Source organism: Pseudomonas sp. NFACC51 (assembly GCF_900103575.1).
Taxonomy (GTDB): Bacteria; Pseudomonadota; Gammaproteobacteria; order Pseudomonadales; family Pseudomonadaceae; genus Aquipseudomonas; species Aquipseudomonas fluorescens_Q.
This window is the reverse complement of sequence record NZ_FMXH01000001.1, coordinates 734053-758150: the sequence shown is the minus strand read 5'-3', so window position 1 is coordinate 758150 and position 24098 is coordinate 734053. Positions and strand designations below refer to the sequence as shown.

The 24098-nt window shown below is 61.6% G+C and carries 18 protein-coding genes and 1 pseudogene; 15 read left to right on the top strand and 4 right to left on the bottom strand.

Annotated elements, in window-relative coordinates; genetic code table 11:
- Positions 1-71: 71 nt before the first annotated feature.
- Both BLT00_RS32430 and BLT00_RS03210 read right to left on the bottom strand, forming a co-directional pair.
- Positions 72-749 (bottom strand): annotated as a pseudogene (locus BLT00_RS32430) (PAS domain-containing protein); the annotation flags it as partial.
- Between the two features lie 174 nt (positions 750-923).
- Complete coding sequence (locus BLT00_RS03210) at positions 924-1829, bottom strand: transcriptional regulator GcvA (RefSeq protein WP_092141844.1); 906 nt, start codon at positions 1827-1829, stop codon at positions 924-926.
- 112 nt (positions 1830-1941) lie between these two features.
- Here BLT00_RS03210 and gstA point away from each other — a divergent pair, with 112 nt between their 5' ends.
- A complete protein-coding gene (gene gstA, locus BLT00_RS03205; protein ID WP_092141847.1) occupies positions 1942-2541 on the top strand; it encodes a glutathione transferase GstA in 600 nt (199 codons plus the stop codon).
- A 151-nt stretch (positions 2542-2692) separates the two neighbouring features.
- On the opposite strand, the gene BLT00_RS03200 is transcribed toward gstA, so the two are convergent.
- The gene (locus tag BLT00_RS03200; RefSeq protein ID WP_092141850.1) at positions 2693-3649 is read right to left on the bottom strand and encodes a threonine dehydratase; all 957 of its coding nucleotides are present in this window, start codon (positions 3647-3649) and stop codon (positions 2693-2695) included.
- Between the two features lie 93 nt (positions 3650-3742).
- On the opposite strand from BLT00_RS03200, the gene BLT00_RS03195 reads away from it, so the two are divergent.
- From BLT00_RS03195 to BLT00_RS03135, 13 genes are all read left to right on the top strand, one after another.
- Positions 3743-4558: a helix-turn-helix transcriptional regulator gene (locus BLT00_RS03195; protein ID WP_092141853.1), complete on the top strand. Its 816-nt coding sequence runs from the start codon at positions 3743-3745 to the stop codon at positions 4556-4558.
- A 242-nt stretch (positions 4559-4800) separates the two neighbouring features.
- A complete protein-coding gene (locus BLT00_RS03190; RefSeq protein WP_092141856.1) occupies positions 4801-6675 on the top strand; it encodes a 3-dehydroquinate synthase in 1875 nt (624 codons plus the stop codon).
- Complete coding sequence (locus tag BLT00_RS03185; protein WP_092141859.1) at positions 6672-7562, top strand: UbiA family prenyltransferase; 891 nt, start codon at positions 6672-6674, stop codon at positions 7560-7562. The genes BLT00_RS03190 and BLT00_RS03185 overlap by 4 nt, the downstream gene beginning before the upstream one ends.
- Complete coding sequence (locus BLT00_RS03180; RefSeq protein WP_092141862.1) at positions 7559-8332, top strand: EboA domain-containing protein; 774 nt, start codon at positions 7559-7561, stop codon at positions 8330-8332. The genes BLT00_RS03185 and BLT00_RS03180 overlap by 4 nt, the downstream gene beginning before the upstream one ends.
- Positions 8333-8371: 39 nt before the next feature.
- A complete protein-coding gene (locus BLT00_RS03175; protein WP_058545409.1) occupies positions 8372-9256 on the top strand; it encodes a TatD family hydrolase in 885 nt (294 codons plus the stop codon).
- The gene (eboE, locus tag BLT00_RS03170) at positions 9253-10482 is read left to right on the top strand and encodes a metabolite traffic protein EboE (protein WP_092141865.1); all 1230 of its coding nucleotides are present in this window, start codon (positions 9253-9255) and stop codon (positions 10480-10482) included. Before BLT00_RS03175 ends, eboE begins: the two co-directional genes overlap by 4 nt.
- The gene (locus BLT00_RS03165; protein ID WP_092141867.1) at positions 10472-11926 is read left to right on the top strand and encodes an alkaline phosphatase family protein; all 1455 of its coding nucleotides are present in this window, start codon (positions 10472-10474) and stop codon (positions 11924-11926) included. The genes eboE and BLT00_RS03165 overlap by 11 nt, the downstream gene beginning before the upstream one ends.
- The gene (locus BLT00_RS03160) at positions 11896-13035 is read left to right on the top strand and encodes a hypothetical protein (protein WP_092141870.1); all 1140 of its coding nucleotides are present in this window, start codon (positions 11896-11898) and stop codon (positions 13033-13035) included. The genes BLT00_RS03165 and BLT00_RS03160 overlap by 31 nt, the downstream gene beginning before the upstream one ends.
- Before the next feature lie 12 nt (positions 13036-13047).
- Positions 13048-15429: a hypothetical protein gene (locus tag BLT00_RS03155; protein WP_092141873.1), complete on the top strand. Its 2382-nt coding sequence runs from the start codon at positions 13048-13050 to the stop codon at positions 15427-15429.
- 62 nt (positions 15430-15491) lie between these two features.
- Complete coding sequence (locus tag BLT00_RS03150) at positions 15492-16415, top strand: hypothetical protein (protein ID WP_092141876.1); 924 nt, start codon at positions 15492-15494, stop codon at positions 16413-16415.
- Positions 16416-16434: 19 nt separating this feature from the next.
- Positions 16435-17739, top strand: a complete 1305-nt coding sequence (locus BLT00_RS03145; RefSeq protein ID WP_092141879.1) for a hypothetical protein — start codon at positions 16435-16437, stop codon at positions 17737-17739.
- 3 nt (positions 17740-17742) lie between these two features.
- Positions 17743-19551 (top strand): hypothetical protein, encoded by a 1809-nt coding sequence (locus BLT00_RS03140; protein ID WP_092141882.1) that lies wholly within the window; start codon positions 17743-17745, stop codon positions 19549-19551.
- A 32-nt stretch (positions 19552-19583) separates the two neighbouring features.
- Entirely contained in the window at positions 19584-20639 is a 1056-nt protein-coding gene (locus BLT00_RS03135; protein WP_092141885.1) for a hypothetical protein, read from the top strand.
- Between the two features lie 744 nt (positions 20640-21383).
- Here BLT00_RS03135 and BLT00_RS03130 read toward each other — a convergent pair.
- Positions 21384-22148, bottom strand: a complete 765-nt coding sequence (locus tag BLT00_RS03130; protein ID WP_092141888.1) for an SDR family NAD(P)-dependent oxidoreductase — start codon at positions 22146-22148, stop codon at positions 21384-21386.
- A 304-nt stretch (positions 22149-22452) separates the two neighbouring features.
- Between BLT00_RS03130 and BLT00_RS03120 the strand changes: the two genes are divergently transcribed.
- Positions 22453-24098, top strand: a 1646-nt coding sequence (locus BLT00_RS03120) for a DUF5801 repeats-in-toxin domain-containing protein (protein WP_256572745.1), incomplete at its 3' end; no start/stop codon positions are given.

Genomic DNA, 24098 nt, shown 5'->3' with positions numbered 1-24098 from the left:
CGCTCGGTCTCGGCGGAGATATGGTACGCACGGGAAGCGCCACGCGAATCCTCTTCGAATTTCTCCACCCGCTCGCTGATGTCACTGGCGAACTTCACGATCTTGCACAACTTGCCTTCGGCGTCATAGACCGGGTTGTAGCTGGCTTCCAGCCAGACGACTTTGCCGTTTTTGCCGAGGCGCTTGAATTGGCCGCTGAAAAACTCGCCGGCGTTGAGACGGCGCCAGAAATCACTGTACTCCGAACTGCCAACCAGGCTCGGTTCGCAGAACATCCGGTGATGCTTGCCCTTGAGCTCTGCCAACGTGTAATTCATGACATTCATGAAGTTGTCGTTGGCGGTCAGGATGTGGCCGCCCAGGTCGAACTCGATCACGGCCATGGCCCGGTCGAGTGCCGCCAGCCGGCCACGTGTTTCTGCCTCGCTGGCAACCTTGGCGGTGACATCGAGTGCGTACTTGACCACCTTCACGACGCGGCCCTGCTCGTCCACTATCGGGTTATAGCTGGCTTCCAGCCACACGTTCTGCCCTTGCGCACTACGGCGCTGAAACGTGCCGGAAACAAACTGACCGGCGCGCAACTGGTTCCAGAATTCACGGTACTCGGCGCTGCCCACCAGCGCCGGGGTGCAAAAATCCCGATGGGACAGGCCGGCCAATTGATCAGCACGGTAGCCCATCGTGCCAAGAAAATTTTCGTTCGCCCGAAGGACCTTGCCGTCGGGGCTGAACTCGATAACAGCCATCGACCGCTCCAGGGAGCCTACCAATCCTTTGTATGTTGCCAATTCGGCCGTCCTAGCCGTCAGTTCGTTTTTTAGTGTTGTATTAAACATGACGTACCCTCGGTGAACCCTGAAAGTAACCGGACCTTCTATTCATATCGGCTCGCTGACTGAAGGCTGAACGGTACGCGGTAATCATGTTTCGGCGCCAAAACCCAACGAATCCATCAGCCAGGTTCTAAAGGCCTGCACTTTGGGGGTTTCGGCTGTTTCATGCGGGCTCACGAAATAAAAGCCAAGGTCAGATTTCAATCGCAGATCAAAGGGTGCAACCAATCGCCCGGCCTTCAGGTCATCCTCGACATAGGTCGAACGCCCAATGCAGACCCCCAGACCGTCAACCGCAGCCTGAACGGCCATCATGGCAAGGTCGAATGTCAGCCGGCTGCCTTCGGCCAGTTTTTTCGGCTGGCCAGCGGCGCTCAACCAGGCACTCCAGTCGTCGCGGGTCACCCCACTGACCTGCAACAAGGTGTGCCGGGCCAGATCGCGTGGATTCTCCAGGACTTTCGGACCTTGCAGCAGCCTGGGGCTGCACACCGGAAAGATCTCATCGGCCATCAGCCAGTCCGCCCGCAACCCCTTCCAGTCCCCGGAACCGTAACGAATGGCCGCATCGACGCCGCCCTCACGGAAATTCACTCGTTCGGTAGATGCCGTAACGCGCACGTCAATGTTGGGAAACGCCTGCTGGAATGACGCCAGTCGCGGCAACAACCATTTGGAAGCAAATGAAACCAGGGTACTGATCGTCAAGATGCTGTTGCTGCGGCTCTGCAGCAACGTCTGCGTGCAATAGCGCAACTCATGGAACGCCGCGCGAACGCCTGGGAAATAGGCATGTCCTTCGTCTGTCAGGGCCAGGCCATCCTTGAGCCGCAAGAACAGGCGCACGCCCAGTTCCTCTTCGAGCCGGCGAATTTGATGGCTGATGGCTGTCTGCGTGACGTTCAGCTCTTGCGCAGCCTTGGTAAAGCTCATATGCCGAGCGGCCGACTCGAATGCTTTAAGGCCATTGAGGGAAGGGATTTTGATGGCCATTGGGTTTGGCTTGCTCATGAGATTTTGTCATACGCTAGCACTGAAGATGTCGTTTGAAAATGTTCCGGCCCTCGCGGATTCTGACAGCACGCCCCCCGTCCTTGAGGAAACCATGAAACTGTACTTCGCCCCCATGACCTGCTCATTGTCCCCGCACATCGTGCTGCGGGAATTGGGCCTGCCATTTGAATTGATTCGGGTCGACAACAAAACCAAGCGAACTGCCGATGGGCTCGATTTCCTGAGCATCAACCCCAAGGGCTACGTGGCAGCCTTGGTGCTGGATAACGGTAATGTCCTGACCGAGGGGCCCGCCATCGTCCAGTACCTGGCCGACCTGGTCCCCGCAAACACGCTGGCGCCGGCCAATGGCACTTGGGAGCGGGTTCGCTTGCAGGAATGGTTGAACTTCATTACCTCCGAGCTTCACAGCGGATGTGCGCCGCTGTTCAACGCCGATATTGCAGAGTCGACCAAGGCCATCTTCAGGGCAAAACTGTTCAGGCGCCTGGATTACCTCAGCCAGACCCTTGAACGACAGGATTACCTGATGGGCACCTTTGGCCTGGCCGACAGCTATTTGTTTACCATCCTGAACTGGCTGCCGTTGTTCAATATCCAGATCAGGGATTGGCCGGCACTGGCGGCGTTCATGGCGCGAATCGCAACACGCCCCAGCGTCCGGGCAGCCATGGCTGCGGAAGCGGCGTAGTCATTGGCGGCACATTCAACCTCAGGTGCAACCTGACCTGCGGCTATCGCGAGCAAGCTCGCTCACAGTTGTCCGGGGTGATTGTAAGATTCGAGATACACCTCGGCCCTCCTGTGGGAGCTTGCTCGCGATGACGGCGGCAAGCCCGACCTCAGCCAATCAGATTCGCATACACCGGCCGGTCGATATTGCCACCGGAGAGAATCACCGCCACCCTTTTCCCCCGCATCGTTTCACGCTCCTGCATCAGCGCTGCCAAGGCGGCCGCGCCGGCACCTTCGGCGAGGTTGTGGGTGTCGGTGTAATACGCCCGCATGGCCCCGGCAATTTCAGCATCGCTGACCGCTACGATTCTCGCCGCCCCGGCCCCATAGATGGCAAAGGCCTCGGGAACGGGCCTGCGCACGGCCAGGCCGTCGGCAAAGGTATTTGCCGACGCGGTCTCGCATAGCCTGCCCGCTTCAAACGACAACTTCGCCGCGAGGGCCTCGGTGGACACCACGCCCACCACCTGGGTCTTCAGGCCCAAGGCATCGCGGGCGGCGATGACCGCGCAGATCCCCGAGCCGCAGCCTATCGGCACATAGACGGTGTCCAGGTCCGGCACCGCGTTGAACAGCTCAAGCCCATAGGTCGCCACGCCCTTGACCAACTCGGGATGGAACGGCGGCACCAGGTAGAGGCCATGCGATTGGGCCAGGCGTACGGCCTCCTCACGGGCCTCATCGAAATCGCGGCCATACTCGATCACCTCGCCGCCAAAACCGCGCATGGCGTTGTTCTTCTCCACCGAGTTACCTTGCGGCACGACGATCAACGCTTTCAAACCCAATGCGCTGGCCGCCAGCGCCAGGCTCTGGCCGTGGTTGCCGCGAGTCGCCGTGACGATGCCTTTTGCCTCTGGGTGCTCGCGCTTGAGCCAGCGCACGAAGGTCAGGCCGCCGCGTACCTTGAAGGCCCCCGTCGGGGTGTGATTCTCGTGCTTGACCCACACCGTGCAACCCAGCCGTTCAGCCAACAAGGGCCAGGCGTACTGGGCGGTGGCGGGCATGACTTCGTATAAGTGGCGGGCAGCTTGTTCGATATCGTCGCGAGTCAGTGTGTGCATGATGGGCCTCCGGGTTTTTGCCCAGTCTAATCAGGGCTCCATCGGCGGGCTTTCAGAAAACTGACCTGACTTTCTGCTCCTCTCTTCACTACTATGCTGTTCATGAACCCTCGAAACCGCCAACAGCCGCCCCAGTCCGAACCGGTCCGTCGTATCGAAGCAGGGCCGTGGGCGATCGAATTGCTGCCCGGCTGCGCCTACGCCACCCGCTATGTCGCCACCCAGTCGGCGATCGGCTTTGCCTTCGACAGCCAGCGTGGCCTGCACGCCATCGGCAGCGACCGCGTGCAGCCCTTCGAGGCGATCCCCAACGGCCTGGCATTTGTCCCCGCCGAATGCGACGTGTTCTCCGAATCTCCCAGGGGCGGAGAATACCTGCGGGTCGTGCGCACCGACGGTATGGCGTTGCCGGGGGAACATGCGTTCAACAACCGTATGGACCCGCAGGCCATCACCCTCGCCCTGAGAATGCGCAGCGCACTGCTGCGTGCCTGCGCAGAGGATGACTGGGAAGCCTGGACACTCGGATTGGCTGAACGGGTGAAGGACCCCAAGACGTTTTCGGCCCCCGTACAAGGGTCCATCACCGGCGGGCGAATGCGCCTGCTCGACGAGTTCATCGACGCCGGTCTCGACGGTCCGCTGGGGGTCAAGGAAATGGCCGGGCTGCTTGGCTTGTCCGAAGGGTATTTCATGCGGGCATTCAAGAATGCCACCGGCAAAAGCCCGCACAGCTACCTGATCGACCGGCGCCTGGCCAAGGCACGGGCGCTGATGCGCGACTCAACCGCCCGACTGACCGATATCGCCCACACTTGCGGTTTCAACTCCCAGGCGCACATGACCACGCTGTTCAAGCAACGCCTTGGCGTCAGCCCGGCGCAGTTGCGCGGCTATTCGAGGCCCTGAACGGGCCGGGCAAGCAGCTAATTCGGGTCACCTGAAACGCGAGTGGCGCCCCAAATCAAATCGCCATCAGATAGCCTTGCAAAAACACCCGGGCCGTCTAGATTCAAATCTGTCTCCAACCACATCGTCAACCACACCTGACAGCCCTTCGGGCGAGAGCGTCTATTGGCCTAAAACACACACTTGGCGTTGCTTTCAATTACTGACACGGAATCAGTCAATAACAACAAGAGGGATGCTTGATGAAGCATGGCCGTGGGTATCGTTTGCTCTCGCAAAAAGGCGCAGCCGGACATTTCTGGCTGTCGCTGGTTTGCTTTTCCGCCCTGGTGATCGCCAGCTTCTTGCTGTTCGAACAACAGATCCAGGACTTCCTGACCCATCTCGACCTGTACCAACCCTCGACGCCCGCGCAGAAACTCTACCTCGCGTTGTTGCTGGTCGCCCTGCTGGCACTGGACGTGGTGCTGCCGGTGCCGTCGAGCATGGTTGCGCTGCTGGCCGTGGCCATGCTCGGCAGCGTGGGGGGTTACCTGGCGATTTTCGTGGGGCTGTGCCTGGGCGCCGGGTTGGGCTATGCCCTGGGCGCCGGCTATTTGCGTTTGTTGTCCGGCCGCCTGGGCCTGCATCAGCGCCAGCCGGGGCAACTGGCGTACCGGTTGGGCACACTGTCGTTGATCTGCCTGCGCGGGGTCCCGGTATTGGCGGAAACTTCAGTCGTCGCCGCCGGTATGCAAGGCTACCCTCTGCGCGCTTTCATCCTGGTCACCACCCTGGCCAACGCTGGCCTCGCGCTGGCCTACAGCGCCATTGGCACCTTTCTCGTCGAGCAGAACGCGCTGTTGGTGACCTTGCTCGCCAGCATGGTATTGCCCGGGCTGTTCATCGCCGGGTACAGCCTGTTCAAGAGCCTTCGCCGGCACGACGCGGAGCAACCGTTGCACGGGCGCTTCAAGGTCAGCTACGACTACCCGGTGGTGTTCACCGACCATGTATTCGATCCGCTCAATCCCTGCCTGCACCGCCAGCTCATGGCCGGCCACAGGGGCCCGGTCACGGTGTTGATATTCGCCGATGAACAACTGCTGCACAGCGCCCCGCACCTGCAGGAACAGATCAACGCCTACTTCGCCAGCCACTTTCCAGACCTGCACCTGCAGGCGCCGCCGATTGCGGTCCCGGCCGGCGAGTCGAGCAAGGATTCACAGGTGTTGCAGCGGCTGTACACCGACATGCTGAAACATGGCTTGGACCGGCATTGCCATGTGCTGGCCCTCGGTGGCGGCGCGGTGCTGGATGCGGTGGGCTACGCCTGCGCCACCTTCCACCGTGGCATTCGCCTGATTCGCATCCCCAGCACCGTGCTCGCCCAGAACGACGCCGGCATCGGTGTAAAAAACGGCATCAACGCCTTCGGCCAGAAGAACTTGCTGGGTGCCTTCTATCCCGCCATCGCAGTCATCAACGACTTTCAATTGCTGACCAGCCTGACCCGGCGCGACCAGATCGCAGGCCTGGCCGAGGCGGTCAAAGTGGCGCTGATCAAGGACCAGGCGTTTTTCCAATGGATGGAGCAACAGGCCGACGCCCTCGCCCACTTCGAACATGGGGCCAGCCGCTATGCGATCCGCCGCTGCGCCGAATTGCACCTGGCGCACATCACCGGTGCCGGCGACCCCTTCGAACGCGGTAACGGACGGCCCTTGGACTACGGACACTGGGCCGCTCACAAACTGGAAAATCTCAGTCAGCACCGACTGCGCCATGGTGAAGCCGTCGCGGTGGGCATGGCCCTGGATGGGCTTTATGCCAATGCCCTGGGATTGTTGAGCGACGGCGACACCGAACGGGTGCTGAACCTGCTGCTCAAGCTTGGCTTCTGCCTGAACCCGCCAGAACTGACCTTGAAAGATGCACTGGGGCGCTCGCAGGTCTTGCTGGGATTGGAGGAGTTCCGCCAGCATCTGGGCGGGCAACTCTCCATCCCCATGTTGAGCCGGATCGGCGAGTCGGTGGACTTGCATGAAATCGATACCGCGCGAATGGAGCAGGCATTGCAGCGGCTGTCCACCCAGGTCGAGCTTGCGCCGATCCTGAACGAGCGCTGTGCGCAATGAACCAGACGGCGCCGAACCTCAAGACCTGGCTGACCCTCGGCCGTGTCTCCAACCTGCCCACGGTGTGGACCAACACCTTGGCCGCCGCCCTGCTCGCCAGCAGCGCCGGGGCCCTGGCACCGCCGTCTTCCCTGGTGTGGATCCTGCTGCTGGTGGCACTGTCGCTGCTGTACCTCGCCGGCATGCTGTTGAACGACCTGTTGGACGCCGACTGGGACCAACAACACCACAACCCCCGTCCCATAACCCTGGGCCTGGTGAGCCGCCAGCACGTGCGGCTGGCCACTGCGTTGTTGCTGGTGCTGGCTGCCGCCTCGCTGCTGGGCCTGAGCCAGTTCATCGAGCAGCCGCACTGGCTGCTGGGCAGCGCGACGCTGTTGGTGGGCTGCATTCTCGGTTACAACCTGCTGCACAAGAGATACGCCCACAGCGTCTGGCTGATGGGGGCCTGCCGCTCGGCGCTCTACCTCACCGCGGCGGCCAGCCTGGCGATGCCGGCGGGGCCGATCTGGCTCTGCGCCATTTTGCTCGGTGTCTACATCAGCGGCCTGACCTACTTGGCTCGCCAGGAACACCGCAACCAATTGATCAGCCGCCTCCCCCTGCTGCTGATGCTGAGCCCACTGGCCTTGGCAGTCTATGCAGGCAGCGCCTGGTTTTGGCCGGTGCTGCTGTTATGGCTTGGCTGGTTGGGCTGGCATTACTGGCACAACCTGGCCAACCCTCGGCAACGGCAGGTCCGCGCCTTTATCGGCGCTGGCCTGGCAGCCCTGCCGCTGTTCGATGCCCTGGTGCTGGCCGTGGCTAACCAGCCCTTGGGTAGCCTGTTATGTGTCGTGGTGTTTTTCCTGCTTCCCCATTTCCAGCGCTGGATCAAACCAACATGAACACGGACGTTACTGCAGCGGCATCGGCGGCCCTCGACATGCGCCACGATTGCCTGAACGAACAACGCCAGCCTTTCATCCGCCATCTGGATGAAAGCGAACGGCGATGGTGGCATCAGGCAGAGGAACAGCTTGCCCTAAGCCCGGACGCCAACACCGCGGCGCTCATGAGCAGCCAATGCAAGCGCAACCTCAAGGAGCGTGCGCAACCCGGTGGCGATGGCTGGAGCAACGTCCAGCTGGCGCGGGCGTTGCTGCTGGCCCAGGTGCTGGAACAGCAGCCCGCCGCCGGGCAAGTCCCCCTGCTGCACCAATTGTTCCTGTGGGGCGACGACCAGGAAAAGGTCGCCACCTTGAAAGCCCTCGATTGGCTCGATAGTCGCGGAGCGTGCGTGGAGCTTGCACGCCAGGCCGGGCGCACCAGCAACAGCCAGGTGTTCGCCGCCCTCGCCCTGGACACCGCCTACCCATCGCGTCACTACAACGAACAAGCCTTCAACCAATTGGTGCTGAAAGCGCTGGGCATGGGCCTCGACGTACGACGCCTGGTCGGCCTGGCGCAACGACAAAGCGTCACCCTCAACCAGTTGGCCCTCGACCTGCTGGACGAACAACTCGCCGCCGAACGAACGGTGTCCGCCGGGCTGCCCCACGTCATTGCCTTCGACCTGCTGAGCCCGGCGCAACGTCAGCGCCTGGCCGGCCTGGGCCAGCAACAACGCTTGCCGACGCAATGGCACGAGCACCTGGGCGGCGTTTCGCCGAACTGATGCCCCACCGCCCCCCGCTTTTTTTGACGAGGATTCACCATGCCCAAGTACTTTGACCCGCATATCCACATGGTCAGCCGCACCACCGACGATTACCAGAACATGGCGGCCGCCGGCATCACCGGGGTAATCGAGCCGGCCTTCTGGCAGGGCCAGGCCAGGACCAGCGTCGGCAGCTTCATCGACTACTTCGACACACTGTTGGGCTGGGAGCGTTTTCGCGCCAGCATGTTTGGTATCCATCACTTCTGCACCATTGGCCTGAATCCCAAGGAGGCCAATGACCTGTCGGTGGCCAATGAGGTGCTGGAGATTCTCCCGCGCTACCTGGTGAAAGACGGCGTGGTGGCGGTGGGTGAAATCGGCTACGACGACATTACCCCGGAAGAAGATCGCTTCCTCGCCGCGCAATTGGAGCTGGCCAAGCAATTCAATCTGCCGGTGCTGGTGCACACGCCGCACCGCGACAAGATTGGTGGCACCAAACGCACGCTCGCCGTCATTCGCGAGGTCGGCATTGCCGAACATCTGGTGATCATTGACCACCTCAACGAACTGACCCTGCCCCTGGTGCTGGACAGCGACTGCTGGCGCGGCCACTCCATCTACCCCAACACCAAGATGTCGGAACAACGCATGGTCGCGCTGCTGCAGCAGTACGGCACGGAGAAAATGGTGGTCAACAGCGCCGCCGACTGGGGCATCAGCGACCCGCTCAAGGTGCCCAAGACCGGCCAGGCAATGTTAGCCGCAGGCTTCAGTGAAGCCCAGGTCGAACAAGTGCTGTTCCACAACCCGGTGGACTTTTTCGCCCAGAGCGGCCAGTTGGACAAAGCCCTGGTCAGCACGCCCCTGCCCATCGATCAGCGGCGGCAATGGCAGGACAACTCCGCCCTGCGGGGCCAGGAACCGGTGATCAAATGAGCGCCCGCACGGGTTGGACGGCCACGCAGATCGGCTATTGCAGCAACGTTCACCCGACCCATGACCTGGGCGGGCTATGCGCTTGCGTCGAACGGCATTTCCAGACCGTACGCACACTGCGCGGGCTCGATACGCAGGACAGTGGATTGTGGATCAGCGCCCTCGCCGCCGCCGAACTCCAACAAGCGTCGACCCGTGCGGATTTCCTCGACCTGCTGCAACGCAGCGGACTACGCCTGACCTCACTCAATGGGTTTCCCTACGGCCAATTTCACCAGGGCGCGGTGAAAGCCGACGTCTACCTGCCCAGCTGGGCCGATCCGCAGCGGCTGGCGTACAGCCTGGACCTGGCTCGATTTCTCGCCCAGGCCCTGCCAGCGGACTGTGCCCAGGGAGTGATCTCCAGCCTGCCCCTGGGCTATGCCGCCCACTGGAGCCCGACGCTACAACAACGTGCCGAGCAGCAACTGCGCGAGCTCACTGCCGGGCTGGCCCGGCTGCAACGGGAGACGGGCAAGAAGATCGTGGTCTGCCTGGAGATGGAGCCCGATTGCGTGCTGGAAAACACCGACCAGGCCATCACCTTCTTCCGCCACTGGCAAGCCACGGACCCGCACCATGAACACCTGGCGCTGTGCTTTGACGTTTGCCACCAGGCCGTGATGTTCGAAGACTGCTATCAATCACTGGACCGATTGCGTCGGGCCCGGGTCCCCATCGGCAAGATCCAGTTATCCAATGCACTGATTTGTCGCCTGCCTGAGGACGAGCACCGGCGCGAACAGGTGCTCAAGACATTGAGCGGTTTTGCCGAGCCCACCTACCTGCATCAAGTGAAGGCTCGCGATGGGCACGATCGGCTATCGGCCTGGGCCGACCTCCCCGCGGCCCTGGACGATTGTGAGCAGAACCGCGCCTCTCATCCCGAACTGAGGATTCACTTTCACATTCCGCTGTTCAGCGAGCAGTTGCTGCTGCCCGAACTCAGCGGCAGCCAGCTTGCCCTGTCGCAGACTTTCGACTTTTTGGCCGACCATGGGGATTTTCGCCCCGTACTGGAAGTGGAAACCTACAGCTGGGGCGTCCTGCCCAGCCAATTGCGGCCCACGACCGAGCATGCCCAACTCCAGGGCATCGCGGCGGAGTTGCATTGGGTCGAGGATCAATTGCAACAGCGCCGCTTGCTGCAACCTCAGGCACTGGAGGCCCACGCCCATGCGCTCTGATCCTGCGCGCCAGCCGCTGCTGCTGATCAACGTGGTCGGCCTGACGCCCGCGCTGTTGGGTGCCGCGACGCCCTGCATCAATGCCCTGTTGAAAACGGCCAAGATGGCCACGCTGCAGCCAGTGTTCCCGGCGGTCACCTCGACCGTGCAGGCCTCGATCCTCACCGGACAACCACCGTCGGAACACGGCATCGTCGGCAACGGCTGGTATCTTCGCGATCAGGCCGAAGTGCGTTTCTGGCTGCAACCCAATGCTCTGATCCAGGGGGAAAAGGTCTGGCAGACACTCAAGCGCCAGTACCCCGGGTTTCGCTGCAGCCAGTTGTTCTGGTGGTACAACATGTATGCCGACGTGGACGCCGCCATTACCCCTCGGCCCCACTACCCGGCCGATGGTCGCAAGCTGTTCGGCCTGTATTCGGCGCCGGCCTCGTTGCATGAGCGTATCGAACAGCAGATCGGCGAGTTTCCCTTTCCGAGTTTCTGGGGACCGGCGGCCGGCATCGCGTCGAGCCGCTGGATCGTCGACTGCGCCATCGCCGAATTCCAGCTCAACCGCCCCGACCTGCAATTGATCTACCTGCCCCACCTCGACTACAGCCTGCAACGCCTGGGCCCCGATCACCCGTCGATTGCCGACGACGTAAGGGCCATCGACGGTGAAGTCGGGCGTCTGCTGGACTTTGCCCAAGCACAAGGCGCGGCAGTGATGCTGCTGTCCGAATACGGGATCGAAGCCGTCACCCAATCCGTTTCCATCAACCGGTTGTTACGTGCCGAGGGCTTGTTGCAGGTCCGCCAATCGCTGACCTGGGAGTTGCTCGATCCCGGTGCCAGTGCAGCGTTTGCCGTGGCCGATCATCAGGTCGCGCACATCTACGTGAAGCAGGCGCGCGACATCCCCCGCGTCAAAGCGCTGTTGCAACGCCAGGCCGGCATCGAGCAGGTGCTGGATAAAACCGAACAACAGGCCTGGCAACTGGATCATCCCCGCAGCGGCGAACTGGTGGCCGTGGCCGCGCCCGGTTACTGGTTCGATTATTACTACTGGTTCGACGAGCGCAAGGCTCCCGACTTTGCCCGCACCGTGGACATCCATCGCAAGCCAGGCTATGACCCGCTCGAGCTGTTCATCGACCCGGCCATTCGCTTCCCGACATTGAAAGTGGCGCGCCGCCTGCTCCAGAAAAAGCTCGGCTTTCGCTACTACATGGACCTGATTCCGCTGGACACCCGCCTGGTCCGCGGCAGCCACGGACGGCTGCCCACGAGCGAGAAGACCGGCCCGCTGCTCATCACCAATTGTGATCTGTCGTTGCCGCAGCACCTTGCGGCCACGGCGGTGAAGCAACTGCTCCTGGAACACTTCCGGGGGCACCCTCATGCCGATACGGCGAATGCCAAGGAGCTTCCATGCGGCGAGCCATTTCCATCACTGTTCTAAGTGCCCTGGCCGGTTTGGCCCAGGCCGAGAACGCCACCAACTTCAATTGCGGTAACTTCCTGCAATTTGGATACAACGCCGACCAGACCCGGACCGCGTTCAACAATAGTCCCGAGACCATGGCCTGGAACTGGTTCGTCTGTTTGAACCAGTCCGACGCCAAGGGTTACAACCGTCAGTGGGAGCTGTTCAAGCCTTCCGATCAGGTCTATCTGGCCAATGGCGCCAACCCCGGTTCGTATGACAGCCGCATGAAGCCACCGGGCGAGGTGCTCAGGCAAGCCAAAGCCCTGGGGCTGGACCCGAACCGTCTCCTGCATAACATCAACGCCGTACAGCAGGTCGACGGCCTGAGCCTGGCCATGGGCGGTGCCGCCGTGCCTGCCACACAACAAGGTCACGTCGTGCGCTTTCAACTGCTGATGGGCCAGGACACCTACGACTACATCGTAAAAACCAATGTCTACAACGTGGATGGTCAAGAGGCCCTGACGAGCAACCTGAACTTTCCGGCCACGGCCTGGGAGTTGAAAGCCGCCTGGCTATGGATCGGCACGGACGCGAACTACAAGAAGCAGTTGGAAAAGGATGGCTACTACGTGGCCCAGGCCTACTACGCCGTGGGCACCGGGTACAAGGTCGGCTATGCGGCGTTGAGCGGTTTGCATGTGGTCAACAAACTGAACCCCGACTGGGTCTGGACCACCTTCGAAAACCTCAACAACCCCAAATACACCGTGAACAAGGACTACCCGCCTACGCCGATGACAAACAGCACCGGGCCGACAGCGGGTGCCATACCGGTCAACGCCCAGTTCCAGGCCAATAACCCGACGCTGTCGAAGTACCAGTTGATCGGCGTGGAATACCAGCCCATTACCCAGGTCCTGGCGAACTCACAGTTGGAGTCGGCATTCCAGGACACATCGTCCTGCCTGGCCTGCCACGGCACCGCCGCCTACTCGAAGAGCAACGGTTGGTTCAGTTTCGCCATCCCGACCTCAGGCGGTCTCACCTACCCGACTACGCCGCTGCCGGAAAAGGCCTTCGTCGGCTACAAAAAACTGGATTTTGTCTGGTCGCTGAAACACGCCCAGTGGCAACGCTAAGGAGAGCACGACATGAGCATATTGAATTTCCCCCGCATCTACCTCAACGGCGAGATGTTCTGGAACCCGCCGACGGCCAACAACAATGACATGTTCCCGCTGTACGACGCGGTCAACATGGACATCAACTGGCCGTTCGTGAAGCACTTCGGCATCACCCCCCACAATGCCCCCGACAGGCTGATGCCATGGGCTCTCTCGACGCAGTACATGGCCGGCATGCCGACCTATGTGCAACAAGTGCCAGGCAATATCAATCCGAAGCATGACCCGTACATGCCCGCCGAATGGGACCTGTTCGGTGACAACGGTTGCGGTCTGGTGAACTACGGGAAAACCACCTCGACCGTCATCGGTGGCGAGCTGCAGGCCAATACCTACATCGCTCAGGATTCGCTGATCGGCGCGCAATACCACTTACTCGGCAGCCCTCTGGGCAGTTCCGCCCCGACCCCGGCGCGCTTCGTGGATATCAGCCCATGGCAGAACACGTTCACGGCATTGTATTTCGACAAACTGGTGCTGGGGGATACGTCCTGCGGCCTGACCCTCAACCGCAAGTATCGGATGATGGACCGTTTCCTGAACTTCAATTGGGGAGCCCTGGGTGGCCTGGTGAACGTCAGCACCACCTGGCAGACCTGCTTTCCCAAGGAGAACCTGGAATGGGCGATTGGCAACTCGCGTCTTCTGGCCAACCTCCAGCAGCAGATGACGCAGCAAGGGGCTCAGGGCCTCATGTTCCGATTTTCAACCTACCTGACCTGCTACGACAAGAACGGTGTATTCAACGATTACACGCAGCGCCCCAACACCCGTTCCAACCACCCGGACATCATGGCGAAAGTGCGTGATCTGTACAGGGAAGGCTTGAACAACGTCAACCAGATTTTCTTCAACCCCGCCTACAGCCGCACCTCGGCGGTGCTGGGTCTGTGGCTCGCCAACGAATACCCCACCGCTCCCGCCGGGGTCCGCCTGGTACCCACCCAGCCAGTCTCGGTCGTTCAACCGGGTCCCGCTGGAAATCATAGTGTCCCATTGGGGGTGATCTCGGCGCAGATCAACGGTAATACCCTGTCGCTGGACCTGAGCAACACGTTCCCGTGTTATCCCGTGGACCCCGCAGCCGACATCCTGGTCCCTGAGAAATTCAACGCCGGAGACTACCTGTTGGGCGTGCGCCAGAAGGGACGGTTCATGGCGGGGATCGGCTTCGGCTTCGATAAATACCAGCAATCGGCTTTCGAGCTACGCTCAGGCATCCTCGATCTCACGCTCAACCCCGAAGCCAAGGCACTGCTGCAGTCCGGTCCTCTGCTGCTGCAACAGCGCCTCCCGGCCACCCCTCCGAGGATCGCCGCCGGCCAGCAACCGTGGACCGCCGAAGTCATCGAGAGCGGCAGTTTCATCGATGTCGGTGACCGCAAGACGCTGAGCATCATGGTGCAGAAAAATGGTCTGCCAGCCGCCAACACCACGCTGTATGTCGCGGAGTACGGCAACCCCTACATGGTGACCAGCAGCAATTACTACCTGGCTTTCAGTAATGCCGCCGATTTCACGCTGTTCTACGACAACCCGTCGGCCCGTATCAACAATACAGCCAATCTGCCGCAGTTCATCGACGCCCCCAAGGTCGCCCTCTATCGCAGCACCGGCAGCGGTCGCCGGCTGACCGACCTGCAGGACGTACCCGAACCCGTGGGCAACCCGATCGGGTATCAAGACTTCCTCAGAGCGACCGGTACGCCGGTCGCCGTCGACCTGCGCCCCTGCCTGGTCTTCGACAAAGGCCTCAATGGCACCGGTACACTGGAGGACAAGAAGGCCAGCAGCGTCAATTACTCCTACGCCGTCATCACCACCAACGCCCAAGGCATCGCCCAGATAAGCTGCCGGGCAGTGGCGCCAGGCTTCCCTACCTTGCGCTTCTTCGTGCAGGAGAACGGCAAAAAACCGGCCATTCCGTTCAGCTTCCCGATCACCCAGGCCTACGTCGACTTCCTCGCACCGATACGGGTGCTGCCACTGGACATGCAGTTGCAACAGGACTTCATCGACACCTGGAACGCCATCTACGAGAAAACAAACGCTCCAGAGCTGCTGTGGGACAAGTTCATTTATCCAAGGATCCTGCAGACCTTCTATTACCTGTACCCCATCATGAACAAGTTCATGCCGCTCAATTCCCGGACGCGCGTGGAGGGCGCAATCGACCAATTGATCTTGCTGATCAGCAAGGATTACCAGGACCAGAGCACCCTTGCGATGCCCATCACCCGGGACATGTCCCAAAGCCGCCGCGCCGTCCTGGAGCTGTGGGCCAAGCGCCTGGTGAAGTTCAACTATCCGCCCAAGAAACTCAGCATGAGTGACTACAACGGCCTTTGACGATTTCACCCAGGATCACCGGGTGGCGAGCCCGCCGCCCGGCACTGCACAGGAGTGTCGATATGAAAGCCTGCATTTTGAGCCGACTGTTGTTACTGATCCTGTTGTTCAGTCCGGGGCTTTTTGCCCAACAGGACAGCGGCGCCGTCTACTTCACCATGGGCGTGCACAACACCGAGGGCTGCAACGAACAGAACGGCAACTGCATCGCCAAACGTGCCCCGGGCGACCCTTCCGATCCGTTTTTCCCGGCGTTCTGGATCAGCGATTGGACCATGTACCGGGTGATGCACAACTACGAAAAGAACCCGCCGCCCTACAGCAATCCCCCTTCCACCCTGACCCCGGCGGACTACACCGTCTCTCGCGGGACCAGCTATTACGACACGGCCTATATCCCGGCCGATGGCGACGGCTTCGGGGCGATGATGGAGCACTATGAGAAGTACTGCCTACCGATCTTCCCGATCAAGAACAACAACTACACCTGCTCCTTCGTGTCCCTGGGCAACAAGGCATACTTCCTGACCTACCCGCAGGATCGCCCCAAGGACATGCCGGCCTGCTGCATGTTCTCGCCGATGAATCATCCGCCGCGCCAGGACTTCATCCAGCACCTGCCCTACAGCGCCGAGCGCAGCAAGAACCTGGACGGCAGCGTGCAAGCCTACGCGCTGGACCTTCAATCGCCGCAGGGTCCGATCCTGTTCGGTTATGCCTTCTACAAAAAGATGTCGGGGCAACCACCCTACCGGCAGCCCCAATCATTCTTTTTCTCCGGTGACGCCAGTGTCGCCAATGCCCCCATTGTCAGCCAGAACTACACCAACTTCCGCATCGCCAAACCGGACCCTGCCCAGACCTGGGCGCAAGTCGCCGCGATGTGCCCGGCGAATCCACCGCCCTGCCAGTTGTTCGAACCACCGGCTTCACAGAGCAACGGGCAAAAGGCGCAGTGGAACAAGCTCATGCAGCGCAAACCCTGACCAATGACGAAGGATCGCCATGAACACTTCACTCCGTTTCAACCTGGTACTATTGGGTCTGGCCAGTCTTCCGGCCCTGGCCCTGGAACAATCCCAGGAACAAGCCATGCCACGGACGCAGGCCTCGAACCTGAATTGCCAGCCCCCCAGCACGGCGCCGGCGGCCAACGCCAGCCAGGACCTGTTCGATCAATACAGCTGGCAGCTGTTCATCGCCGTGAACTGGCCCGCCCAGGCGGGGCAGCGCGGTGATCCCGACTGCAGCAAACAACCGGGAGACCCTGGCTACACCGTCTGGCAGACCTACAAGACCGTGGAAGAAACCTTCCTGCCACGGGGGGCCGATCCAGGCCCCTGGAACACCCCGCAGCTTGCCAAGAGCCTGGGCATTATCAACATCGCCGCGCTGAAGAACAGCTCCCAGGTGAATGCCGTCGACCAGGCCGTCGGCGGCTGGCTGATCGACCAGGCCGGCAACCCGACCTACTACGACATCTCGGCCAACGAGACCTCCTACAACTACATCGTCGCCAACCAGTTCTATAACGCCGATGTGGTTTCCAAAGCCAACAACATCAACTTTCCCTATGGGGTCATCGAGGTCAAATCGAGCTGGCGCATCCTCACCCCCCATGACAATGCCAGCCGCTACCTGACCATGCTTGCGCGCGTGGCCACGTTCGACGACCAAGGCCAGCGCACCGGCGTCACCGAGGCCTACCTGGGCCTGGTGGGGCTGCACGTCATCACCAAGGTGAACGGCTATCCGCAGTGGATCTGGTCGACCTTCGAGCAGATCGACAACGTTCCGCCCAAAACACTGGTGAACGGTGTATGGGTCGACCAGCCGACCTCCGGCACGGCCTATTCCTACTTCAACCCCAGCGCCCCGGCAGCCACGCTCAACCAGTCGCCCTGCGACTGGCAGACCCAGGGCGCGCACCTGGTCTGCGTGCCCAAGCCTGGCACCACCTTCCAGACCCCGAACCCGTTGAACCGGTACACCCCGATCGCCGAGATCACCAACGAGGTCAACGCCCGTTACCGCAGCGACCCGGACCTGCAACGCAGCGTGCTGAAGTACTACCAACTCATCACCACCCAGCGCCCGCTGATGCCGGACAACCCCAGTAATCCACTGGGCCAGCCGACCCCCGCCCTTTCGGCCAACGTGACCATGGAAAGCTACATCCAGCCCAACAGCAGCTGCATGAATTGCCACTCCATGGCGACTCCGGTCAAGAGCCCCTACAAATCCGACTACTCCTACCTGTTCAAATTCGCCAATTCGCCTGTCGGCAAAACCATCAAGGACGAGGAATAAATCATGAGCATCCTGAACGGACCACGGCTGAATTTCTGGGGCGGCATCCGCACGGACGTCAGCCTGCCGAACAACTCCCCGACCATTCCTTACGGTGGCAACGACGACTGGCCGCTCTTCGACCTGACCACTTCGACCCTGGCACCGAGCGCCGAGTCCTACACCGACGACCAGTTGAACAACATGATCAATGCCCCCACCGGCAACTACTACACCGCCGGGGGCTGGAATCACTATGGGCAGCATGTCGTCGACATGCAGAACGCCCTGATCAGCTCCCAGGGCATCCCCGGCAGCATCAACACCACCGGCGACCTGGTGGGCCAGCCCGTCTACCTGCTCGGTTCGGTGGACCCGGTGACCGGCCAGGGGCCCGTTTCCGGACCGATGATGGTGGACCTGGACCCCACCTCCTCGACGACCACCCAAATCTTCGTCGGCGGCCTGCAAATCGGTGGCAACGACAACATCCAATTGCTGATCCGCAGCGACACCGTGTGCAGCAGTTTCGACGTGGCGGGACGTGTGCTGCTGCCGGCGAAAATGGATGCGCCGGGCTCTTTCCACGCCAGCGGCACGTTTCAACTGACCTTCCCCTTGAGCAGCATTGTCAGTTGGAACCAGAACAGCAGCGGCCTGCGCTCGATCATCCAGGCACCGGGGGCGACGGGCATCGTCCTGCGTTTCGTCATGTTCGAAATGTGCCCCACGATGACCACCGAACAACTGGACGCCGACTATGCCGCCGGCCGGTACACGCCCAACCCGAGCATCGGCCGGGTCATCGGCACACTGGCCCCGGCCTTCGCCGACGAGCCGCTGAACTGCCAGCCGGGCCGGCAACTAGTCAACCAGAGTACCGGCAATGCCGGCTATGCCGACCTGGACAACACCGGTTACCTGAGCATCGACATGGTGAACGTCATTCCGAAGGAAACCTTCCGGGCCGTCAGGGACGATATCACCAGCCCGATCGGCCCCAACGCCAATTACGGGACCGTGACCATCAGCGCCGGCTCCACCACCCTGACGACCCTGGAGCCGACCAGCCGCTTTTTATTCGATTACTACGTGTATGGCGGCATCGTCGACCTGCCCCTGACCGCCGACCAGCTACAGGCAGTACGGACCTCTGCCTTGGCGATCAACGCACCGGGCAAGGTCGCCGGCACCACATTGCAGGCCACCGAGTCGACCTATCGGATCTATGCCGAGCAACGCAACGTCTACCTGGAGGACTACCCCAACGGCCTGTCGATCACCCTTCAGGTCAGGTACCTGGGCGGAGCGGTCCCCAGCACCACCGAAATTGGCCTGCAGGCGGCGGCCCCCGCGGTCTATGATCAACCGCAATACTGGGACTTCCTCGACTTCCCTGATTCGTTGACCGTCGACAGTGGCCAGCTTTCCGTCAGTTTCCCGGTCACCCTCAAGCCGGGCAGCGCCGCTCAAGCGGGTTTCGTCGCCCTGACCTGCACGGCCAATGGCCTCGACAGCAGTGCCTACTTCACCAACTTTCGCAAATACGCCCAGACCGACTTCGGCATTCCCCAGGGCACCACCATCACCTGGCCGCTGATGTACCCCAACGTGCTGCGCTTTCACTACCTGGCCTTCCCCGCCATGTCGCGCTATATCCCGCTGAATCAGCCCGACGCCGTCATGGGCGCCAAGAACCCCATCCTCGCCCGCACCTCGGACGCCTACAAAGGCACCACGCTGTTCATGCCCGTGGTGCGCTCGATGTCGCCCTGCCAACGGGCGTTGCTGCGGGCCTATCTCACCGGTGAACCGTGGCAGCCGCCGCAATGACCGTATCCCCTGCTCATTCACGGAGAAAGCCTATGCCCGTTCCCCTTCAGATCCCCGCGCACCCCCGGGAAAACCTGCGTCCCAGCACCCTGGTCGCCGAGGACCTGCTGAACCCTCGCGGCTTCTGCCTGCAAGCCGATGGAAGCCTGCTGCTGACCGAAGCAGGCTCGGGGTTGCCCGACCAACTCTTCAGCGGCCGTATCAGTCGACTGCGACCGGATCCGCAGCGGCCCGGCACCTACCTGCCCCGCGAAACATTGGCGCATGGCTTTCGCGCCATGAACATGCAGGCGCGCATGCTGCGTGATGAAATCATGGGGGTGTCGGACATCGCCTGCGGTGACGGACGCTGCCTGGTCAGCCAGACGGATTATGTCGCCGGTTCCAAACTGCTGGACCTGCAATTCACACCGCCCGAGCCGGTGTTCCATAGCCGTGGCAACCTGAATGCGCTGTGCTACTACCCGACCCGCCGCAGTTGGCTGGCCGTCAAGCCCGATACCAATCAGTTGGTGGAGTTCGTCACCGGCCAGCAAGAGCGCGTGTTGGCTCAACTGCCCGAACTGGATCAAGGCCAGGAAGCCGTTCCCGTGACCCTGGTGTACGAACCGGCGACAGACGCCGTGCTGATCAGCCTGTTCTCGGGCGAACTGCACGGCGACCCGAGCCGCAAGGGCATCGACTTTGCCGAGAAGGCCGGCCAGGTGATCCGGGTCTGGCCGGACAGCGCCAGGATCGACATCCTGATTCGCGGCCTGCAACTGCCCACCGGGCTGGCGCTGCGCCCCAACGGCCAACTGCTGGTGCTGGAACTCTGCGAGCGCCTGCAACAACCGCTGCTTCCCGACTGGAACGGCGAACCCCTGCATGGCGGCTTTACCCGGTTCAGTGGGCGGCTGCTGAGCTGCGACTTGCAAACCGCCCAGGTCACGGTGCTCGCCCGCGACCTGGACACCCCTTCCAACCTGTGCCTGTTACCGGACGCGGTACTGGTCAGCGAAGGCATGGGGCTGCTCGGGCGACCACTGCCTACACCAGATGGAAGCGTGGTGCCGTTAAACGGCAGGCTTCGTCGGGTGCAACTCTGAACAAGCACTCAAGACAAAGGCAAAAAAAACGGCGCTTACCCTAATGCCAGTCAGTTAAGGATCACACGGGTTTGAGGCTTAACTGATCGGCATCAGGCGCCAGGGCCGCTTTTGTGGCGAGGGAGCTCGCTCCCGCTGGACTGCGCAGCAGGCCCAAGGCTGGCGACACCATTGAATCTGGCATAACCGGGATTCAGGTTTTAGGGCCGCTTCGCGCCCCAGCGGGAGCAAGCTCCCTCGCCACAGGGAGCTGTGGCGCTGCAACTGATTTTTCCCAGCCGCTACCAAGTGTTTGTATCCGGGTTGATTCATTCAGATAAATGAGGCACCCGGGCTAATGCCAGTCAGTCAAGGATCACACGACACAAAACCTGTGGGAGCAAGGGCCGCTTTTGTGGCGAGGGAGCTTGCTCCCGCTGGACTGCGCAGCAGGCCCAAGGCTGGCGACACCATTGAATCTGGCATAACCGGGATTCAGGTTTAGGGCCGCTTCGCGCCCCAGCGGGAGCAAGCTCCCTCGCCACAGGGGCTGTGGCGCTGCAACTGATTTTTTCCCAGCCGCTACCAAGTGTTTGTATCCGGGTTGGTTCATTCAGATAAATGAGGCACCCGGGCTAATGCCAGTCAGTTAAGGATCACATGACACAAAACCTGTGGGAGCAAAGCTTGCTCCCACGGGGTTGAGGCTTAACTGATCGGCGTTAGCGCTTACCCTTTCATGGGATAAGCGCCGTTTTTCTTGACTCAGCCAGCAGTGACCGTCATGCCACCATCCGCCATGACCACCGAACCGACGATAAAGCTGGCACGGTCCGACGCAAGGAACGCAACCACCTCGGCAATTTCTTCCGGCTGTGCGGCTCGGCCAATAGGCGCGGCTTCACCATGCTGGGCAAGGAACGCCGGGCCGTCCTCGACCACGTCATTAAGGATGTTGGTGACCACATCGCCAACGCCGACCGCATTGACGCGAATACCATCCTCGATGACTTCCAGCGCCAGGGTCCGCGTCAGTTGTGCCAGGGCACCCTTGGAGGCGGTATAGGCGGCAATGGTCGGGAAGGCAAAATAGGACGCGTAGGACGCTATGTTGACGATGGCCCCCGACTTGTTGGGCGTCATCGCCTTGACCGCTTCGCGTGAATGCAGGAAGGCCGCGGTGGCGTTGACCGCCTGGATGCGCTCCCAGTCCTGGCGCGTCATGTCGATTACCCGCTTGTTGATGATGATCCCGGCATTGTTGACCAGGATGTCCAGCCAACCGAACTGCTCGACGGCCATGCCGACGGCGCGCTCGGCAGCGCCATCCTCGGTGATGTCGGCCTCCAGCGGCACCAGCCCGGGACGGGCCAGCTCATGGACGGCGGGGTTGATGTCTTCCGCGACCACCTTGGCGCCGCGGGCGTGCAGCAACAACGCGATGGCCTTGCCGATGCCACTGGCGGCTCCGGTGACCAGTGCCACCTTGCCTTCGACTTCCTGGGGAATGCTGTGTTGGATATCGGTCATGATCGCTCTCCTGCGTGAGCGGGCCGACGAGACATTCGCCGGCCCGGCGCCCGTGGGCGCTGTCGTTATCGACGGCTTCACTTTCTCGCAACGGCGACTGCCGGGCGTTCGCAGGCTTGCTGGAACTGTCGGGGTTTTGCGCGAATCTGCCCACGCAGGCTCAATCCCATTGCCGGTGGCATAGGCCGAAACTCCCACCCCGCCTGGGAGTATCAGCCGATACGCAATAACGCCGGGCTTGCCCATAGTTGCGGTCATAAGGTCAACGGTCAGACCTCGATGACCGCATGCTCTGGAGAAAGTCATGACTATTCGCGAGCAAGACTCAGCACTGCTGAGCGATCCGGCCTCGCTATTCACTGCAACCGCCAGCACCGATCTGGGGGTCGTGGCAACCGGCGTCGACGTAACGCTGGATGAAACCGCCAATTTGCAGAACGGCACCGCCACGCCGAGCCCTGCAACAGATGCGGATGATAACGACATTCTGGTTGCCTCCCTCCCCACGACCTTCGCCAGCCGCCTGACCGCGCTTGGCACAGGGACCGCGACGGGAGCCGCCTTGAGCGGGTATACCGGCGCCGTGGGCGACACCGGCAGCGATGCGTTCACGGTCAACGCCGCGCCTGGAGCAAGCATTACCAATATCAGCTTCGTCGGCAGCACCGGTGCGCCGCTCGACGGGGTGGACAGCGGGCTGGATACGCTCAATGGCACCAGCATCCTGCTCTACACGGACACCAACGACAATATCGTCCTCGGCCGGGCCGGCGGCCCAGCCGGTGCAATCGTCTTTGCCGCCTACATTGAAGAAACCGCCACCGGCGGCAAGATCTGGACCGTGCTCTACGAACCGCTCCAGCAACCCGTCAATACCAACCCCGACGATGCCGTCAACCTGCTGGACAAAGTCTTCATCGGCGCGAGCCAGGACCTTGAGTTCAGCCTGGCCAACGCCCCCTCCGGCCAGAACCTTTTCCTGATGTTCACCACGGCGAACCCGACGACGACGCTGGTCGACGGTGTCCTGCGGATCAACGAGCCCACCATCATCGCCACCGGCAAGGACCCGGCCGACCAATCCAGCGGCGCCAATATCACCACGGGCGATACGATCAACACCAGCCAGGCCGGTGGGCCCACGACCTTCGGTACCAATAACCAGATGATCGTGGAACAGGAAGGCATCCGTTTCACCTTTGTCACCGGTGCCAGGCAGGATGTGACCATTCCCAATCTGGACCAGACCGAAGCGGACCTGGAATCCAACATCGACTTTACCGACGTCTTCAATACGAAGATGGCCAACTTCGATGTCGTGCAGTTGCAGGCCGGCAAGACCGCCGTGGTAAAAATCAGCGCGTTCAGCACCGCGGCTGAATCCGGGGTGAATTTCATCAACGGCTATACCGGTGACACCCCGGTTGCGATCAGCAACGTGCGGGTCACCAACATCAGCACCGGCGCCGTCATCGAGAACTCGGACGGCTCGGCCAATGATGCGGGCATCGTCATCAGCTTCGCTTCCGGCGTTGCCACCATCACCGGCGTCAAGGCCGGCTACCAGATCGAATACACCACCACGTCAGATCACAACCGTGTGCTCATCGAAAACGGCGCGGCCCTCGATGCCAAGGGCACCGACCACGCCGACTTTGACATCGGTGGTTTCACCTTGGTCCAGGCGTCCACTGCGAAGACCGAGATCGGCTCCAAGATGATTTTCGAAGACGACGGACCGAGCATCAGCACCACCGGCACCGAGCCAACCCTGACGGTGGACGAGACGCTACTGGGCACCAACGCTACGCAGAACTTCGCCGCCAACTTCACCTCCGCCTACGGCGCCGACGGTGCCGGTACGTTGACCTATGCACTGGGCGTGGTGGCCGGCGCTTCCGGGCTGACCGACACGGCCACGGGTGAAGCGGTCAATCTGTCGCTCAACGG

What these genes read in the sequence shown, in the direction of transcription:
- gstA (WP_092141847.1), top strand. Translation starts at nt 1,942, where the DNA reads ATGAAACTGTACTTCGCCCCCATGACCTGCTCATTGTCCCCGCACATC.
- eboE (WP_092141865.1), top strand. Translation starts at nt 9,253, where the DNA reads ATGAGCGCCCGCACGGGTTGGACGGCCACGCAGATCGGCTATTGCAGC.
- BLT00_RS03145 (WP_092141879.1), top strand. Translation starts at nt 16,435, where the DNA reads ATGAACACTTCACTCCGTTTCAACCTGGTACTATTGGGTCTGGCCAGT.
- BLT00_RS03155 (WP_092141873.1), top strand. Translation starts at nt 13,048, where the DNA reads ATGAGCATATTGAATTTCCCCCGCATCTACCTCAACGGCGAGATGTTC.
- BLT00_RS03160 (WP_092141870.1), top strand. Translation starts at nt 11,896, where the DNA reads ATGCGGCGAGCCATTTCCATCACTGTTCTAAGTGCCCTGGCCGGTTTG.
- BLT00_RS03200 (WP_092141850.1), bottom strand. Translation starts at nt 3,649, where the DNA reads ATGCACACACTGACTCGCGACGATATCGAACAAGCTGCCCGCCACTTA.
- BLT00_RS03190 (WP_092141856.1), top strand. Translation starts at nt 4,801, where the DNA reads ATGAAGCATGGCCGTGGGTATCGTTTGCTCTCGCAAAAAGGCGCAGCC.
- BLT00_RS03140 (WP_092141882.1), top strand. Translation starts at nt 17,743, where the DNA reads ATGAGCATCCTGAACGGACCACGGCTGAATTTCTGGGGCGGCATCCGC.
- BLT00_RS03150 (WP_092141876.1), top strand. Translation starts at nt 15,492, where the DNA reads ATGAAAGCCTGCATTTTGAGCCGACTGTTGTTACTGATCCTGTTGTTC.
- BLT00_RS03210 (WP_092141844.1), bottom strand. Translation starts at nt 1,829, where the DNA reads ATGGCCATCAAAATCCCTTCCCTCAATGGCCTTAAAGCATTCGAGTCG.
- BLT00_RS03175 (WP_058545409.1), top strand. Translation starts at nt 8,372, where the DNA reads ATGCCCAAGTACTTTGACCCGCATATCCACATGGTCAGCCGCACCACC.
- BLT00_RS03135 (WP_092141885.1), top strand. Translation starts at nt 19,584, where the DNA reads ATGCCCGTTCCCCTTCAGATCCCCGCGCACCCCCGGGAAAACCTGCGT.
- BLT00_RS03185 (WP_092141859.1), top strand. Translation starts at nt 6,672, where the DNA reads ATGAACCAGACGGCGCCGAACCTCAAGACCTGGCTGACCCTCGGCCGT.
- BLT00_RS03165 (WP_092141867.1), top strand. Translation starts at nt 10,472, where the DNA reads ATGCGCTCTGATCCTGCGCGCCAGCCGCTGCTGCTGATCAACGTGGTC.
- BLT00_RS03180 (WP_092141862.1), top strand. Translation starts at nt 7,559, where the DNA reads ATGAACACGGACGTTACTGCAGCGGCATCGGCGGCCCTCGACATGCGC.
- BLT00_RS03130 (WP_092141888.1), bottom strand. Translation starts at nt 22,148, where the DNA reads ATGACCGATATCCAACACAGCATTCCCCAGGAAGTCGAAGGCAAGGTG.
- BLT00_RS03195 (WP_092141853.1), top strand. Translation starts at nt 3,743, where the DNA reads ATGCTGTTCATGAACCCTCGAAACCGCCAACAGCCGCCCCAGTCCGAA.